15 protein-coding genes and 2 pseudogenes are annotated in these 15182 nt (G+C 68.0%); 7 read left to right on the top strand and 10 right to left on the bottom strand.

Annotated features, from left to right (window positions below; genetic code table 11):
• Both AAW14_RS24675 and AAW14_RS24680 read left to right on the top strand, forming a co-directional pair.
• A partial coding sequence (locus tag AAW14_RS24675; protein WP_265566121.1) for a class I adenylate-forming enzyme family protein occupies positions 1-1718 on the top strand: 1718 nt, incomplete at its 5' end.
• Between the two features lie 28 nt (positions 1719-1746).
• Entirely contained in the window at positions 1747-2361 is a 615-nt protein-coding gene (locus AAW14_RS24680) for a class I SAM-dependent methyltransferase (RefSeq protein ID WP_265566122.1), read from the top strand.
• Between the two features lie 427 nt (positions 2362-2788).
• Here the strand turns inward: AAW14_RS24680 and AAW14_RS24685 are convergent, their stop codons facing one another.
• Together AAW14_RS24685 and AAW14_RS24690 are read right to left on the bottom strand one after the other, a co-directional pair.
• Positions 2789-4060 (bottom strand): FAD-dependent oxidoreductase, encoded by a 1272-nt coding sequence (locus AAW14_RS24685; protein ID WP_265566123.1) that lies wholly within the window; start codon positions 4058-4060, stop codon positions 2789-2791.
• A 313-nt stretch (positions 4061-4373) separates the two neighbouring features.
• Positions 4374-4532, bottom strand: a pseudogene (locus AAW14_RS24690) (transposase family protein); the annotation flags it as partial.
• 163 nt (positions 4533-4695) lie between these two features.
• Here AAW14_RS24690 and AAW14_RS24695 point away from each other — a divergent pair.
• On the top strand, positions 4696-6405 hold the full coding sequence (locus tag AAW14_RS24695) for a carbohydrate binding domain-containing protein (protein ID WP_265566124.1): 1710 nt from the start codon (positions 4696-4698) through the stop codon (positions 6403-6405).
• A gap of 102 nt (positions 6406-6507) precedes the next feature.
• Here AAW14_RS24695 and AAW14_RS24700 read toward each other — a convergent pair whose 3' ends face one another.
• Positions 6508-7065: a DUF3291 domain-containing protein gene (locus AAW14_RS24700; protein ID WP_265566125.1), complete on the bottom strand. Its 558-nt coding sequence runs from the start codon at positions 7063-7065 to the stop codon at positions 6508-6510.
• 247 nt (positions 7066-7312) lie between these two features.
• On the opposite strand from AAW14_RS24700, the gene AAW14_RS24705 reads away from it, so the two are divergent.
• The 3 genes from AAW14_RS24705 to AAW14_RS24715 all read left to right on the top strand — a co-directional run bounded on the left by AAW14_RS24705 (position 7313) and on the right by AAW14_RS24715 (position 8804).
• On the top strand, positions 7313-7471 hold the full coding sequence (locus tag AAW14_RS24705) for a hypothetical protein (protein ID WP_265566126.1): 159 nt from the start codon (positions 7313-7315) through the stop codon (positions 7469-7471).
• A gap of 314 nt (positions 7472-7785) precedes the next feature.
• Positions 7786-8268 (top strand): hypothetical protein, encoded by a 483-nt coding sequence (locus AAW14_RS24710; protein WP_265566127.1) that lies wholly within the window; start codon positions 7786-7788, stop codon positions 8266-8268.
• 206 nt (positions 8269-8474) lie between these two features.
• Complete coding sequence (locus AAW14_RS24715; protein WP_265566128.1) at positions 8475-8804, top strand: hypothetical protein; 330 nt, start codon at positions 8475-8477, stop codon at positions 8802-8804.
• A gap of 416 nt (positions 8805-9220) precedes the next feature.
• On the opposite strand, the gene AAW14_RS24720 is transcribed toward AAW14_RS24715, so the two are convergent.
• On the bottom strand, positions 9221-9709 hold the full coding sequence (locus tag AAW14_RS24720; RefSeq protein WP_265566129.1) for a DUF6069 family protein: 489 nt from the start codon (positions 9707-9709) through the stop codon (positions 9221-9223).
• 281 nt (positions 9710-9990) lie between these two features.
• Between AAW14_RS24720 and AAW14_RS24725 the strand changes: the two are divergent.
• Positions 9991-10164 (top strand): annotated as a pseudogene (locus AAW14_RS24725) (IS5/IS1182 family transposase); the annotation flags it as partial.
• An 81-nt stretch (positions 10165-10245) separates the two neighbouring features.
• Here AAW14_RS24725 and infA read toward each other — a convergent pair.
• The 6 genes from infA to AAW14_RS24755 form a co-directional block, all read right to left on the bottom strand.
• Positions 10246-10479: a translation initiation factor IF-1 gene (infA, locus tag AAW14_RS24730; protein ID WP_416223362.1), complete on the bottom strand. Its 234-nt coding sequence runs from the start codon at positions 10477-10479 to the stop codon at positions 10246-10248.
• Positions 10480-10534: 55 nt separating this feature from the next.
• The gene (locus AAW14_RS24735) at positions 10535-11332 is read right to left on the bottom strand and encodes a GNAT family N-acetyltransferase (RefSeq protein ID WP_265566130.1); all 798 of its coding nucleotides are present in this window, start codon (positions 11330-11332) and stop codon (positions 10535-10537) included.
• A gap of 764 nt (positions 11333-12096) precedes the next feature.
• Entirely contained in the window at positions 12097-12549 is a 453-nt protein-coding gene (locus AAW14_RS24740; RefSeq protein ID WP_265566131.1) for a hypothetical protein, read from the bottom strand.
• Positions 12550-12674: 125 nt separating this feature from the next.
• On the bottom strand, positions 12675-13322 hold the full coding sequence (locus AAW14_RS24745) for a C39 family peptidase (protein ID WP_265566132.1): 648 nt from the start codon (positions 13320-13322) through the stop codon (positions 12675-12677).
• A 235-nt stretch (positions 13323-13557) separates the two neighbouring features.
• On the bottom strand, positions 13558-13917 hold the full coding sequence (locus AAW14_RS24750) for a hypothetical protein (RefSeq protein WP_265566133.1): 360 nt from the start codon (positions 13915-13917) through the stop codon (positions 13558-13560).
• Positions 13918-14593: 676 nt separating this feature from the next.
• Positions 14594-15139, bottom strand: coding sequence for a hypothetical protein (locus AAW14_RS24755; protein WP_265566134.1), 546 nt, complete (start codon positions 15137-15139; stop codon positions 14594-14596).
• Positions 15140-15182 lie beyond the last annotated feature (43 nt).

A 15182-nucleotide genomic window follows, 5' to 3' on the forward strand; every position in this document is an offset into this window, starting at 1 on the left:
TGCCCATGACCCTGACGCCCCTCACGGCCGATCAGAGCGGAAGACCACGACCGGCGTTTCTGGACGACTACGCCCGCACGCGGTTCCGGCGCCGGCTGAGCCCGCTCTCGCGGGTGCCGCACACCGGGCGGATCGGCGAGGCATGGCATCTCGCCGCGCGGCGCGGCAGGTTCGGCCCGGTGATCGTCGACCGCGCGCCGGACGTCGATCCGGATGGCCCGCTGGTGCGCAGCTACGACGAGTGGGCGTCCTTGGTGGACGATCTCGCCTCGCGGCTGTACGCACTGGGAGTACGCGAATGGGACCGGGTCGCCGTCATCAAACGCAACCACCTCGACGTGGCGCTGCTCGCCTCGGCCGCCGCGCGGATCGGCGCGATTCCCGCGCTGATCACCGACAACCATCCCGCTGAGACTCTCACCGTTCTCCTCGAACGCCTGGAGCGCCCCTTCCTGGTGGCGGATCGGCAAGCCCTGTCACGGTTGGCCCTCGACGAGGACGGCCTGGCCCGGCTGACGGAACGTACGGCCTGCGTGGGCACGCCGTCTCCGGACCGGTCCGATGTGACGGCATTCGCGGAACTGGCCGGCGGGCCCGTGCCACAGGTCAGGATGCGCAAGCCGCACGAACCGATGGTCATCACCCACACGTCGGGCACGACGGGGGTGCCCAAGCTGGTGATGCACTCGGCACAGTCTCTTTACTCCCTGGCTCTGGTCGAGACCGAGCGGTGGCCGCTCATCCGGCTGCGCAGGAGTGACACCGTGGCGTTCTGCCACCCGTACTCGCACCAGCGGGTCATCACAGGACTGCTGCCCCTGACCACCGTCGGGCCGAAACTGCTGATGCTGTCGGACCCGGAGTCGCCCACAGCGCACGCATTGCTGGCCGCGCACGCCCCCACTCTCGTCGAAACCCTCCCGAACGCGTTCCTGGCCTGGGAGGACCTGGCTCATGACCCACGCCGGCCGTTTCGCAACGTCCGGCTCTACATCAACTCCTTCGACGCCATTCACACGCGCACCGTACGGACCTTCCTCGCGGCCACCGATCGCAGGCTGCCCATCTGGGTGCAGTCGTGGAGTCAGACCGAGGCCGGAGCCGTCGCCATCCGCCCGTATCTGCGCGGCTCGGTGAAGCGGTGCGGCAATCGTCCCCCACCGACCCAGAACGTGGGTTGGCCGGTTCCTGGATTCGGCAAAGTGCGCGCGGTTGCGCCGGAAAGCGGGGATCCCGTACCGGCCGGGCAGGTGGGTCTGATCCAGTTCTCGGCACCCGGCCGTTGCCTCGGCTACGTCGGAGAGCAGAAGCGGCACACCGCCAAGTGCGAGGGGCTCTGGTGGAACCTCGGTGACATGGCGGTCATCGGTCGCTGGGGAACGGTTCGGCTGATCGACCGCGAAGTCGACCGGATCCCCGGCACGAGTGCGCTGGAAATCGAGGACCTGCTGCTCGACCGGCTGCCACAGATCACCGAGGTGGTCGTGCTCGCCGTCCGGGACGGCAACCCCCAACCCGTGCTCAGCCTGCGGGAGGGATCCTCCCTCGACCCGGCGCAATGGCGTCGGGCCACCGCGGACCTGCCCGTGATGGCCGCTCCGGTCAAGATCGGCTGGGACGAGTTTCCGCGCACCGCGACCTGGAAGATCCGGCGCACCCTGCTGCGCGAACAGCTCCTCTCGGGGGCCCGCGGGATCGGGTACGGACGGTGGACGTGACACGTCGGACAGGGGCCACGCCATGCTGATGAACCGGATCGAGAAGGCGGCCATCGACAACGCCGGCCGCCGAGCGCTGCAACGTCACTACGAGATACCCAAGCTGCTGCAGCTGGCGGGTGGACCCCTGCCGCCCGGCGCACACGCGGTGGAGATCGGCTGCGGCCCCGGCTACGGAACCCGGCTGATTCTGGACGGGTTCCGCGCCGCGCAGGTGGACGCGTTGGACCTTGATCCCGGCATGATCGACAAGGCCCGCCGCCGGCTGTCCCGCCACCATCCGGACCGTACCCGGCTGGCGGTGGGGGACGCCACGGACCTGCGGTCCGCCTTCGGTGCCGCCGACGGTTCCTATGACGCCGCATTCGATTTCGCCATCATTCACCACATACCGAACTGGCGTGCCGCGCTGGCCGAGATCGCCCGCGTACTCAAACCGGGTGGCCTGTTCGTCTTCGAGGAGGTCACGGCTCACGCGCTTGCCAGACCCAGCTACCGGCTGCTGTTCGATCACCCCACAGAGGACCGGTTCAGCGCCGCCCAGTTCTTGCCCGAGCTGCATCGGCACGGCCTCACGGTGCGCGATGCCTGTACCCGCATCAGCGGCGACTACCTGTTCGGCGTCGCCGAGCGCCGGGCCTGACGCGATGCGGCGGGCCCGCACCGGATGCGACTGAGACGCCCATCTCAGCGCCATGCAAGCCACAACTGCCATGCTTCGTTTGTCACCCACCAAGGGCGACTGGAGAGATACCCATAGCGGCCCAATGGGGATCGGAGTTCACCTCCGATGAGGGGTTCTGCCCCACGCAGGTTCGAATCCTGCTCTCTCCGCCACGGCTCGGCACCCCGCCGCCACCGTGACCGCACCGCCTGCTGTCAGGCAGGCAGATGCGCGGCACTGCTGGTGAGTGAACGGGCGGTCTGCGTATGGACGTACTCCATGGGGCGGGTCAGGACCTCCGGATCGGTGGTGCAGACTCATGCACCTGACGCTCAGTCAAGTCTTTTGCGTACCGCTGCCAGCTGACGCAAAGGGAAGAAGGCGGGCGGTGCCCCGGCGTGAGCGGTCATCGGCGCTGACGCGCCAGCCGCCCGGTGATCCGCCGGGCGGCGAACTCGGTGCCGGCCACGAAGCGCAGCATCGGACCGAACGTGGGTGCCGCCAGCGAGCCGGTGAAGTACAGTCCCGGCACGCTGGACTCGAACGCGCCGGACAGGCGCGGGGCTTGAGCACCGGGAACTCGGGCCACCGCCTCGCGCACCGGCGGCGTGAGGAAGCGCAGGGCATCGACGTCGAGCCGGTAGCCGGTGGCGGCCAGCACGTGGTCGACGACCACGTCGGCTCGCCCGCTGCCCGTCCCGCCGAGTCGCAGGTGCACCTCATTGCCTGCCAGCCGCGCCTGCTCGACGCGGCAGGCGGTTCGGACGGGAACGACATCTTCGACGCGCTCGCGCAGCCACCAACCGCCCGAGGGGCCCAGGGCGCGCCGGAACAGCTGCATCCGCGCGGCGGCCGGCAGGGCCCGTACGGTGCCAGGAGCGCGGCAGACTGCGGCCAGGATCCAGCCGGTACCAAGCGGGGAGGCCGGTTGGGCCAGCCGCCGCGTCCACGGCCGCCGCAGCTGCGGGCGCTCACCCCAACGCACCCGAGAGGCACGCACCAGCACCTCGACGTCTGCGCCGGCCTCGTGCAGCAGCGCGGCGCTCTCCAGCGCCGACTGGCCGCCCCCAACCACCGCGACGCGCAGTCCGGCGTACCGTGACAGGTCGGTGTGCTGACTCGTGTGGGACAGCGCCGCCCGCGGCCCTGGCTCGCCAGGCGACAGCAGCAACAGTTCGTCGGGGATGTGCGCGAGCGTGGCAAGTCCGGTGGCCACCACCACGGCCGCGGACTCGATCTCCTCGCCATCCTGCAGACGGACGGCAAAGCCCGCCCCGGCGCGCTCCACCGCCGTGACGCGGGTCGGGTCGACGGAGCCGACGTACCGCTGGGTGAACCACATCCCGTAGTTCACGAACGTCTGGCACGGGATCGGCGTCAGCTCGGTCAGCTCCGGCTCGCCCGTCTCCCGGCAGAAGTCCGCCAGCCGACCACCCGGCACCGGGGCGGACAGATCGGTTGCCGCCGGCGTCGACTTCAGGAACATGCCGGTCGCCACCGCGTGCCGCCAGCTGCCCATGATGTCGCCGAAGACGCGCACCGGGACGCCGGCCGCCCGCAGATGCGCGGCCACCGACAGGCCGTACGGACCGGCGCCGATGACCACCACCGGCTCGCCCCCCACTCCGGAGTCGAGCCCGTTTTGGGCACGGCGCTGCCCGTCAATCGACTGCGTCATCCATCCCCCAAACGCCACGGCGGCGCCCCAAGGCGCACGCGGCCAACGGCGGCTCGCCGGCCCCTGGGCCCGATACGCCGCCTCCCCCTCCGGCGTCAGTGTGCCCACTTTCGCGCCAGTCGCGGTCGATACAGGCGCACGTTGCCCAAAAACTTACCTGTCGGACAGCGCGCTGGGGCACCGCAGCGGCGCCCAACTCGCCGGAGCCGCAGGGATTCTGGCGCTGGTGGCCTTCGGTTTACGGTCCGGTCGCCCGTGCTCGGCGAGGAAGTGGGCCAGCGCGGCCGGGTCGACCAGCGCCACGCCCGTGAAACTTGAGGGTGGCGATGGCTTGTTCGACCAGTGCCCGACCCTTCGCGTGGGACCGGTTGACGGCCTGCTGACCGGCGGAAAGGCTGTCCCATCGGCCGCGGTAAGGAAGGCGGACGACGCCGCCTGCGCCTTGGTAGCCCTTGTCCGCCCAGCAGTTGACGGCTTCCGCTCGCCGGAAGTTGCCCCGGGCCGACCCGAATGGACTCAGTTGGTCTAGGCCTCTTGACGGAGGGTCCCGCGGGCTGTTTGGTATGTACCAAGCCCTTCGCGGCCCACCCCCACCACTTCGCCCCCCGATGGGCATCCCCGAAAGGGGAACTGTCATGCACCTGGCCAGATTTGCGGCTTCCGTGTGCGCCCTCGCGCTTTCGGCCACCGGCGTCGCCGTCGCGCTGGCCCCCGCCGGCAGCGCCGCGGTGAGCAGCGTCTACTCCGTGGCTCCCTACGTCGACATGTCGAACAGTCAGGAAGGACTGCTCGACACCGCCATCACCGGACACCACCTCAAGGCCTACACAGCGGCGTTCGTACTCGGCGAAGGCTGCACCCAGATCTGGGGCGACACGCTCCCCATCGGCGCCGACTCCTACACCGATCCCGAGATCGCCAAGGCGAGGTCCGAAGGCGCCTCCGTCATCGTCTCCTCCGGCGGGGCGAGCGGCGAGCCGCTCGCGTGGACGTGCTCGAACCAGAGCAGCATCGACGCCGGATACCAGGCCATCGTCAACGACTACGGCGTCACCCGACTCGACTTCGACGTCGAAGGCGCCGCCGTCGCGGACACCGCGGCCGCGGCCCGCCAGATGCAGGCGATGAAGGACCTCAAGGCGTCCAACCCCGGCCTGCAGTTCTCCATGACCCTGCCGGTGCTGACGAGCGGGCTGACCAACGACGGCGTCAACATCCTCAAAGCCGCTGAGAACGCGGGCACCAAGATCGACGTAGTCAACATCATGACCATGGACTACTACGGCGGCACCGGCACCGAGATGGGCCAAGGCGCGGTTTCCGCAGCCAAGGCCACGCTGGCGCAGATGCAGTCCGTCGACTCCGGTTACACCTACGCCAACCTCGGCATTACTCCGATGATCGGCAAGAACGACGACGGTTCCACCTTCACGCCGGCGGACGCCCAGACGGTGGAGAGTTTCGCCGCACAGAACGGTGTCGGGCGGCTGGCGTTCTGGTCGGTCAACCGGGACCAACCGTGCAGTGGAAGCGCCAACTCGCTGTCCACGTGCAGCGAAATCAGTCAGGACAGCCTCGCGTTCACAGACGCGTTCGTGCCGTACGAGGGCAGCTCAGGCGGAGGCGGGGGCACCACCAGTGACTTCTCCCTGTCCCTGTCGCCGGACTCCGCCTCGGTCGCCCGGGGCGGTTCCGCGACCGCGGCCGTCTCCACAGCTGTCACCTCTGGCAGCGCCGAATCCGTCAGCCTCTCCGCCTCCGGCGCACCCTCCGGCGTCAGCGTCTCCTTCGGCCCCGGATCCGTAACATCTGGTGGCAACTCGACGCTGACGGCGACGGTCGGCTCGTCCGTGGCCGCAGGCATCTACCCAATCACCGTCATCGGCACCGCCGCGAGTGGCAGCCACAGCGCGACCTACACGCTCACTGTCACCGGCAGTGGAGGCGGCGGAGGAGGAGGCGGGGGCTCACTGGCCAACGCGGGCTTCGAAACCGGCAGCCTGAGCCCTTGGACCTGCACGGGCGGCAGCGCAGTGGTCTCCAGCCCGGTCCACAGCGGCAGCCACAGCCTGGAGGTCACCCCGAGCTCCAGCGGCACCGGCGAATGCGGCCAGACCGTCACCCTGTCCCCCAACCAGAGCTACACGCTCACCGGCTGGGTGCAGGGCCCGTACGCCTACATCGGAGTCACCGGCGGCGCCACCGCGAGCACGTGGTCGAACAGCATGAGCTGGAACCAGCTCAAGGTCGGCTTCACCACCGGCAGCAGCGGAACGATCACCGTCTACGTCCACGGCTGGTACGGCCAGTCCAACGTCGGCGCCGACGACTTCGCCCTCGGCTGAGGGAGCCGGCGCGCGTGGGGAAGATCGACGTTGGACCATCCGGACGCTCCGGACGGACAATCGAGGCGTTTGACAGCGAACCCAGTCGTTCAGGCTTCCTTGTCAGCGAACCTGGTCGCTCTTCGGCCCGATGCCTTTGATCCTGGTCGGAGTTCCGTCCGGGGCGAACGAGTGGTGGAAGGTGAAGGCGTGCGGCGCGGAGCCGTGGTCGTGGAGGTGTTCCAGCCTGGAAACCCCGTCCTGCCAGGTGGGTATCACGCCATCGGAGACCCACCAGAAGACGTAACCCGGGTGTGCTGCCCTCTCGAACCAGTCGTAACGCCTGTTGAGTGCCTCACGGTGCAGACCGGTGTAGATGGCGTCGAAGGCGGGGCGCAGGTCGGTCCAGAGTGAGAGGGTCGCGGCCAGGGCGATGGTTTCCACCGTATGGCCCTTGCCGTACCAGGTCGGTACGGCGAACTCGCCCCATGCACCCCAGTCCAGGTCGAAGTGTGTGCCCCGGCCGCCGTCTGCCGCTTCAGCACGAGCGAGGTACCCGGGGTGCTGGCTGATCCTCCGGTAGATGGCCTCGCCGCTGTCGTGGAGCTCGCGCGTGAGAGGGGCGGGATCGGCGAGAGGTGACTTCAGGACGCCGAATGTGTACAGCGCAAGATGGGGCATGCGTCTCTTCCTCGTTGGGGGTGCCTGGTGTGGACCCGCGGGTGGCTCAACCTGAAGGAACTCCTGTGCGACCGTGGGCGATCGCCGAAGACCAGGTGAAGGTAGCTGCCTCTGCGGGCCATGTCGAAGTTGCGTTTTCCCTGCCCAAGTGGCCTCTTGCACCGGTCATTGCGGGGGCTGGGGCGGTGACGGGCGGGGCAGGCTGCGGGGTACCAGTGATCCACTTCGGCCGGTCGGTTCGCCCGCCATGCCCGTCCGCACCCCCTGTCCGATAGCCCCGAGTGCCGCCGAACGCGCGCGGTTGAAGAAGATGGCCTACGGCCACAAGACCGAGCACCGGCTGCGGGTGCGTGCACAGGTGGTGCTGCACGCCGCGCGACCCGTCAGCGACACCGGCGGGCGTTGAGCCGGACGACCGGGCTGTTGCTCGGACGCGCGAGCTCGCACCCCAAACGCATCTGGCGACTCGTTGTCCGGAGTCTGTTGTCCGGCCTCCGCTCACCGACACCGGACAAGACCGATCCCGTAGAACCGAGGTCAGCGGCCGGCGGCGCGGGCCTGGTTACGCCGTCAGCGGCAGCGGTTGCTCCGAGGGTCGGTCGGGAGACGGGCCACGCGCCGCGGGCCTCAACGGTTCGCGTACCACAAGGATGCAAACCGCTGTCCCGCCGCATGCTCGACACGCCAAAGCGACTACGAGAACACCACCAGGGAGAGCCCGTGTTCAAGAAAAGGATCAGCGTCCGCATGGGGACGGCGGGAGCTGCAGCGGTCCTCGGCCTCATGGGCGCATTCGCCGGACAGGCGAGCGGCGCCAGCGACAACATCGCCGGTTGGAACGCCGCCGCGCACCGGACGGTCTCAGCCGCATCCTCGAGCGTGTGGTGCGGTGCCTGGGATCCCGACCCGGCCAACACCACCAACAAGCGACTCGTGGGCCCCACGCACACCAACTCAGATGGTTCGTGGGTGGGCCTGTACGAAGGCGAGTACCACGGGACAACGTACATGTGGGCCTACCTCGGCCACGCCCACGTGGGAGCGACGGTGGACCTGGCCTGGCAGTATCGCGTGAACAACGCCTGGTACACGTGCGGCGATGCAAGCGGCAGTGACCACGCGACGGTGTGGTCAGGAACGAACCAGACGTGGACCTCCGGGGTACCGGTGAGCTCGGTCAGGACGTGGATCATCGAGCAGTAGCAGCTCAAGACCGTTCTCCAGCCCTGTATCGGGCCCGGACGAACGCCACCACGCAGGACACAACCCTCTGACGCCCGGCGCCGCGCATGCCTCTACGAGGAACTACGAGCCTGGGAAAGAGGGGCCCCTCGGTGGTTCGCCGAGGGAGCCATAGATCACGGGGTGTGCGGTCCAGAAATCGCACACCGGAGAGAAAGGATCCAGTCGTGAGCACAACCCGTCAGCGTGCAGGCATCCTGACCGTCGCGGCCACCTTGTGTCTCGGTCTCACCCTGACCCCGTCCGCCCATGCCGCCTCTGCCTCTGGGACCGCCTCCGCCACCCGGCCGGCCGCAGCGCAGGCTGCGTGCACCCCGTGGCACGACCAGAACACCTACGGTGTCACGTGCTCCAAGGGCACGTACATGGCCTGGGCGAAATGCAAGAACGGACGCATGGCGACTGGTGCACTGGTGGACGCCCGCAGTTGGTCGTATGCCTACTGCACCAAGTACCACTCCTCCCTCGCCGTCCCGCTCGTGGCCGGCTGGCTCTGAGTGAGAACGGGATTCTGCAAGGACCGCTGCTGACCGCCCTGGGAGCGTTACGGCGAGCTCCCAGGGCGAGCCTGCCAGCGATGTGCCACGTTGGCTCGGCGCGCGACGCGCTCTGCGTGGGCCCGCGAGCAGGTCCGGCTGGTCATCGCGCAGCTCGCAGTCACTTCATGCCGCTGCTCACCGGGGAGACCATGGCGCGCTTGATCTCCGATCTCCGGCCGCGCCTTCGACGCTGCAACTTTCATGCCCAAGCGCCACGGGCGCCCGCCCACCATCTGCTCGACCCGTGCCCTGGTCGTCCGTCCGGCACGCGAGAAATGCCTCACGGGGCTACCGGCGGATCCACGGCAACCTCGCGGCGCATCCACCTTACGGTGACGACGAGTCCAGCGGAACGGACGATCGGCCGGAACGGCCTAGTACTGGCGCGGTTGATGAGCGGGGTCCGGGTACTGCGGACGCATCCTCGTCCGTGATCCGTTGCCCGTATTGATCAGCAGCGTGGTGATAACCATCCCGATGAGGGCGTTGAGCACGGTGGTGGCGATGATCTCGGTGCTGGTGCCGATGACCTTCAAGGGGATCACCACCGCGACGACGGTCAGCAACCCCATGATCCAGCCGAAGAAGGTAGTGCCGCTCGGAGTGGTTCCGATTAGAAAGTGCAGCAAGCCGGTTGCTACCAGCGCGATGACACCAGCCCCCACCGCGTAAGTGGTGGTGTTGGCGTCGCCCCACAGCCCATCGCCTATCGGGGCGAAGACCGCGAGGTGCAGCAGCCCTCGCGCGACCAGGATGCCGACCTCAGCGACCAGTCCGACCACCACGGCTGTCGCGAGCCCACCCGCCCACAACCGTCCGACGTCGATCCGCAGCTCGAAATCCTCCGGGTAGCCGCTCGACACTAGGATCCTCCTCATTGCGCGGTCGATGTCCGCATCGGTCGTCTGATCTACAAAACCCCCGGCACTCGGACTCGAGTGGCCAGCAACGCTAGCGACGCCTCCCGGACGTGGCACGTAGCTCTTGTGAGCCTTTCGCAAAGATTGCTCACAGGTGGCAGTGAGCCGCGGTACAGCAGCGCGGTACAGCAACCGCGGCGACCAACCGCGACCCGGCACGCCCGTTGGAGGCCCCGCAATGGCCTGTATGACCGCTGGTGACCGATCCCTCCATGGCTACGGATCAGAAGGTACCCGTGTGTCCCACGGGTGCCCGCGTCCTCCACCGCCTCGCCCGCTGCTACGAACGCCGTACTACGGTCGTCAACGCCTTCTTTGACCTTGCCGACACGATCATCACCGTTCGCAGCCTCATCCGCCGAGGCTGGCCCACCTACCGCCGGCACAAGCGACGAACCACCGCCGAGAAACACACACCTTCCGTGAGAGCTCTCGGCGCACGGATTCCCCTGGTCTTCACCGAGGCAGGGTGATCGCGCTCACGTCCGGTAACGGTAGAGGATCCGACCCCGGGTGAGGTCGTAGGGGCTCAGCTCCACGAGCACCCGGTCGTACGGGAGGATCTTGATGTAGTTCTTCCGGATCTTCCCGCTGATGTGCGCGAGCACCTTGTGCCCGTTCTGCAGCTCCACCGTGAAGGTGGCGTTGCGCAGGCATTCGACGACGGTTCCCTCCATTTCGAGACCGCCCGATGTTTTCGGCAATTCACTCATTCCTGGAGTCGATGACTGTGAAAAACGCGGGGACGCGCTGAGGTGTGGCGGCGACTCAAAGGCGAACCAGTTCCAGATTTCCGCCCGTGCACCTGGCGCCGACGCCCTCGAAGAGCGCTACGGCCGCGGCATTGGATTCGTCCACTTCGGCCCATGCCGATTCGGCCCCGGAGCGGTGCAGCGAACCCAGCGCGTGGGCCAGCAACGCCCGCGCGATGCCCCGGCGCTGCGCATCGGCCAGGACCGCGATCAGCCCGATCCGCGGCCTTCGGGTGACCGGCGCCACCCGGACCAGCCCCACGTACCGGCCGGACAGTTCCGCGACCGCGTACTTCGACGGGTCCACGATCGTGACCCCAGCAGGGCGGGGCAACACCTCGGCCGGCATCGTCTGCCAGCCGACCGTGGCCTCGACCTCGTCGCGAATCGCCCGGTCCAGCACGCGCAGCAGGTCCTCCTGCGCCTCGCCGGCGGGCACGATCGTCACAGCCGACGGCGGTCGCACCGCGTGGAGTCCGGTGACCCCCGGGTCGGTGGGCACGGCGTACTCCCGCTCACGGCGCCCTATCGTGAAGCCGACCCGCTCCCAACCGGCCCTGACCTCACGGTCGGTCTCCTCGAGCACCACGTGCAGCGGCGTCGGCAGGTCCGCCACCATCGCAGCGGCGAGCCGGTCGAAGACCGCGCCCTGCCACGCATCGATGCTGACGAACATCCGCCCGTCGGGCCTGCACACAGCGTCGCCACGCCCGATTTCCCGGTGGTCTTCGACGGCGAGCCACTGCGTCTCCGCGACCCGCGTGATTGTTACCGGGCGCTTCCCCGCGCCCGAAGAGAAATGCGATGTGTTCATAGTGACGGCCTTTCAAAAGTGCCTTGGCGGTCGAGGCACTCCCGAGGACACCTATGTCACTCGCGCACCGTGGAGAAAAGAGGGAGCACCCACTTGAGAACTGCGTTCACGGGTCTCACCTCCTAGCGGCCTGTCACGGTGTTCCGCACGCTACCAAGCGGGCGGCACCCCGCCCAACCCATTTTCCGCGGGCGCTCCCCGGCCCCGCAAGGCAACGCGGCTCCGGGACGGCTGGGCGGTGCCGGCGGGCGCTCTCGGAGACCAAGGCGTGCATGGAGACTCAACGCAGGACTCCCAGAACTTGCCCCCTGGCGTGGTCAAGCAGTTGGCAAGTTGAACATTGTGGCCGGTGAGCGAGTTGATCTCTGTTTGGCGACGGCAGCTGTGGATGTCGTTGCAGCGTGGACGCGTCGGCTTCGATTGGCGGGACCCGGTCGGCGTATGCGGGTCGGCGGCGTCTCCGGTCCCCGGTCCAGCGCTCCGGATTTCCAGCGCATGGTCGCCGGCCCGGAGCCGTTGCCCAGGAGTGCGCAGCGGACCGCGCAAGTCGCGCCCCGGCCGCCCCGCCGAACAGCGGAAAGTCCAGGAACCGAGTCGGGGCGTGCGGCTCGCCTGAGCGTCGGCCCTCCTGTCGTCTGATAGGGGATCTTGGGGATTGCGGGGTCAGCCGCTGACCGCCCGCCAGGATCGAAGCCGGGGAATCTGCTGTGACGCGGGCGCCCGCGGGTTGGCCCCGCAACCCGAGCGGCGGGGCCGGGCGCCGGTCAGTTGTAGTACAACCAGACCTTGAAGTACTCCTTCTGCCCCCAGGAGAAGCCGGTGGGGTGGACGGTCACCCGGGCGTACACCGAGGAGTTCACGTTGATCCAAGGGCTGCAGTGATCAGAACCGAAACCGTCAACGCCGGTGTAGTTCTGACTCGCCCACACCCGGGACGCGTTCGAGGCCTGTCGGATGGAGAAGAACCACTCGGGGTCGGCGATGTTGCCGCTCGACGCGAATTCGGGGATACACACCTGCACGTCCTTGTGCGGAGTCACTTTGGGCGTCGACGCCCAATTGTCGTCGCGCACTCCACTTTCGATCGTGTAGCTGTACGGACCGCGCGCAGCCGCTTCGGCGCCCGTCGGCATCAGAATCACGAGTGCGGCGGCCGCTGTCGAGACCAGGGCCGTGAGACGAGTTTTCGTACCGAGCGACATGGGAGACACTGCCATCTCCGATGGTGTGGTGGGGTGATGGCGACCGTCGGCGCGTGTGGCCGTGCGGTCGTGATGTCGCTGCACTGGCTTCGTCGAGGGGGGCGGCGACTGCGGCCCGAATCCGGGTCCCGTTGAGGCCGTCAGGCGATGACGAAACGGCCGTAGAACGACGTTCCCCAGGCCATCTTGTTGAAGTCGTTCTTGGCCAGGCTGTGGATCGCTCCGGCCGCGGGGTCCCAGATCGAATAGGCGGCCTTGCCGTTGTAGTTGGTGTTGTAGCCGACGATCACCAGGTAGTGGGCCTCGCCGAAGCTGCCGCCACCCCACGGGATCTTGCGGGACTGCACAAGAATGATCAGCGCCCGGCCTTGCTTGATATCCCTGACCGCCAGGTCCCACAACTTCTGGTTGCCCATGTCGGTGGTCGGCGTATTGCCGTACACCTGGTAGGGGCCGTTCTTCCAGTGCAGGTGCGATTTGATGTGCTTGTTCAGGGTGTTGGCCAGGTCACCGGGAAAGGTGAACCCGAAGGAGTCCGTCCCCATTTCCGAGGCGAGCCTGGACTGGGGGACCCCGGAGATCCGCCAGTTCGTCAGGACGGTCGCGCCGGCAGCCGGCCCGCACCAGTTGTCACGCTGTTGAACCTGCCCGCTGTAGTACACCGTGTGCCAGCTGTTGCTCGCCGCGACCGCGTTGGCCGGGGCGCTGCCGAGCGCGATGGTCGCCGTGAGCAGCACGGTTACCACGCCGATCCAGCGGGACGCTCTGCTTCTGAGCCTGTTCTTCATGGTTCTCCTGATTCGATGTCGATACGGACGTGGTCGGAGCGGTGTCGGGCATTGCGATCGACGCCGGCAATCGGAATCCGTCCTGATACGGAGATGCCGTCGATGGAGTTCGGCAGCCACGTGAAACAGGGCTGCAGCACGGTGCGTGCGACCGTGGCGAGCCGCGCGGCTCCCGGTCGTCCTGGTCCGGGGAGCGGTGACGCGTGGCCCGCGAAGGGGCCTTCCAGGTCACCCGTCAGCAGGGGTACCAGCCGCTCCAGGAACTGGTGTACGTGCTGCACCAGTAGTCGGATTCGTCGGCCGAGGGGCCGACGTAGACCTGGACCCTGGGGTGGCCGTTCGCGTCGTAAAAGGCCCAGTTCATGTCCGCTGCCCGACCGCCCATGCTGCGCCAACCGTTGAACCACGAGGCGATGTGCCAGATGGCGAAGTCGGTGCCGATGCCGAAGACCTCCCAGTGGCCGTTCCAGTTCACCTCCAGGAGGCTCGTGTTGCACCTGAACCAGCCTTTGTGGCCGTAGACGGTCTTCGGGGTCACTGAGCAGTTGTCAGGGAGCGGGATCCGCACGATGGTGCTGGGCTCGTTCGCCGGCATGGTTGCTCCGGCGGCGCCGGCCATGCCGGCCGGGGACAGCGCCGACCTGTTCGGAGTCGCCTGACGACGCGCGGTAGGAACCGCGTGAGACGTGATACTCGGGGTCGATGCCCACTGGCCATGGGCTATGCCACTGTTGACGGTGTGGCTGTACTGACCAACCGTACCGGCGTCGGCAGCCATCGGAGTGAGCAGCACAAGCGCCGCAGCACCTGCCGAGACCAGCGCCGTGAGGCGAGCCTTCGTACGCAGTGACACGATCAACACCACCTTTCCGTTATGTGAGCGCCTGCCAGCCGATCTACCGGGACGCCTCCACGGATGGAGATCGACACCGGCGATGGAGGGCAGCGAAGCCGCCCTGGGACGCTGACCGGCGAAGACGTCGACGCCTGGAGACACGGACGATTCCAGACGGCCCACGCGAAACTGCAGGTCAACGCATGCCTTGTATCTCTAGGCAAGGGGACTTCTGCGGAACCCCGACTGCCGGGGCACTACTCGACAGTGCCAGCCGGCAGACGGCGGGTCGTCAACCCAGTGAGGTAGACGGGGTGTAAACCTCGGCGGTATCGGCGTCGCCCGGGGGCGAGTTCGGAATCGTGATCTCGTGCCGGGGACCGCTTCCGGCCCAGTCCGGCGACGGCTTGTCGGCGTGCGATCCTTTCGTCGGGCCTCAGGTTGAGTCGGCCTGGGTGAACAGGCCGGGTTTGGGCTCGGTGAGCAGACCGCGGCTGACCAGGCGTCTCAGCTTGGCGCGGATGCCTTCGACGTGTCGCGGCCCGGTTCCGATACCGAGGATCTGGCACAGCTGCTTCGGGCGAAGTCCGTCCGTAGCGTGCTCGATGACGGCGAGGATGTCGTGGTCGCCCGGCGGGAGGGTGTCGACCGTCGGCGGTCCCTCCTCGGCCGCCGGCTCCTGCACCGTCACGGAGGTGATCTGGAGGCGCTCCAGGGCCCGTTCGGCCTGGTTGAGCTGTTCGGTGATCCGGGCGACCTGGTCACGCAGCTGGTCGATGGTCTGCTGGACGAGCTGCTGACGGGCGGCGAGTTTCACATGCTCAGGGCGGGTTTCCTGACGCACCGAGAGCAGCGCGACTCCCGCCTCCGCAGCGACCTCACCGTGCACCGCGGCATGCGCCGGGCTGTCGAGCTTGACCGCGACCGCGGCTGCCCCGGCCGCGCCCGCGGCGTGCGCACCGGGGAGGACCGGTGGATGCACGGACCGACCACGCAGGAAACGACCTTGACGAACTACCGGTGAC

The sequence above is a fragment of the Streptomyces hygroscopicus genome (assembly GCF_026168105.1).
Classification (GTDB): Bacteria; Actinomycetota; Actinomycetes; order Streptomycetales; family Streptomycetaceae; genus Streptomyces; species Streptomyces hygroscopicus_D.

Bases quoted from the DNA above. Each gene is read 5' to 3' on its own strand.
- AAW14_RS24680 (WP_265566122.1), top strand. From the start codon at position 1,747: ATGAACCGGATCGAGAAGGCGGCCATCGACAACGCCGGCCGCCGAGCG.
- AAW14_RS24685 (WP_265566123.1), bottom strand. From the start codon at position 4,060: ATGACGCAGTCGATTGACGGGCAGCGCCGTGCCCAAAACGGGCTCGAC.
- AAW14_RS24695 (WP_265566124.1), top strand. From the start codon at position 4,696: ATGCACCTGGCCAGATTTGCGGCTTCCGTGTGCGCCCTCGCGCTTTCG.
- AAW14_RS24700 (WP_265566125.1), bottom strand. From the start codon at position 7,065: ATGCCCCATCTTGCGCTGTACACATTCGGCGTCCTGAAGTCACCTCTC.
- AAW14_RS24705 (WP_265566126.1), top strand. From the start codon at position 7,313: ATGCCCGTCCGCACCCCCTGTCCGATAGCCCCGAGTGCCGCCGAACGC.
- infA (WP_416223362.1), bottom strand. From the start codon at position 10,479: ATGAGTGAATTGCCGAAAACATCGGGCGGTCTCGAAATGGAGGGAACC.
- AAW14_RS24735 (WP_265566130.1), bottom strand. From the start codon at position 11,332: ATGAACACATCGCATTTCTCTTCGGGCGCGGGGAAGCGCCCGGTAACA.
- AAW14_RS24740 (WP_265566131.1), bottom strand. From the start codon at position 12,549: ATGGCAGTGTCTCCCATGTCGCTCGGTACGAAAACTCGTCTCACGGCC.
- AAW14_RS24745 (WP_265566132.1), bottom strand. From the start codon at position 13,322: ATGAAGAACAGGCTCAGAAGCAGAGCGTCCCGCTGGATCGGCGTGGTA.
- AAW14_RS24750 (WP_265566133.1), bottom strand. From the start codon at position 13,917: ATGCCGGCGAACGAGCCCAGCACCATCGTGCGGATCCCGCTCCCTGAC.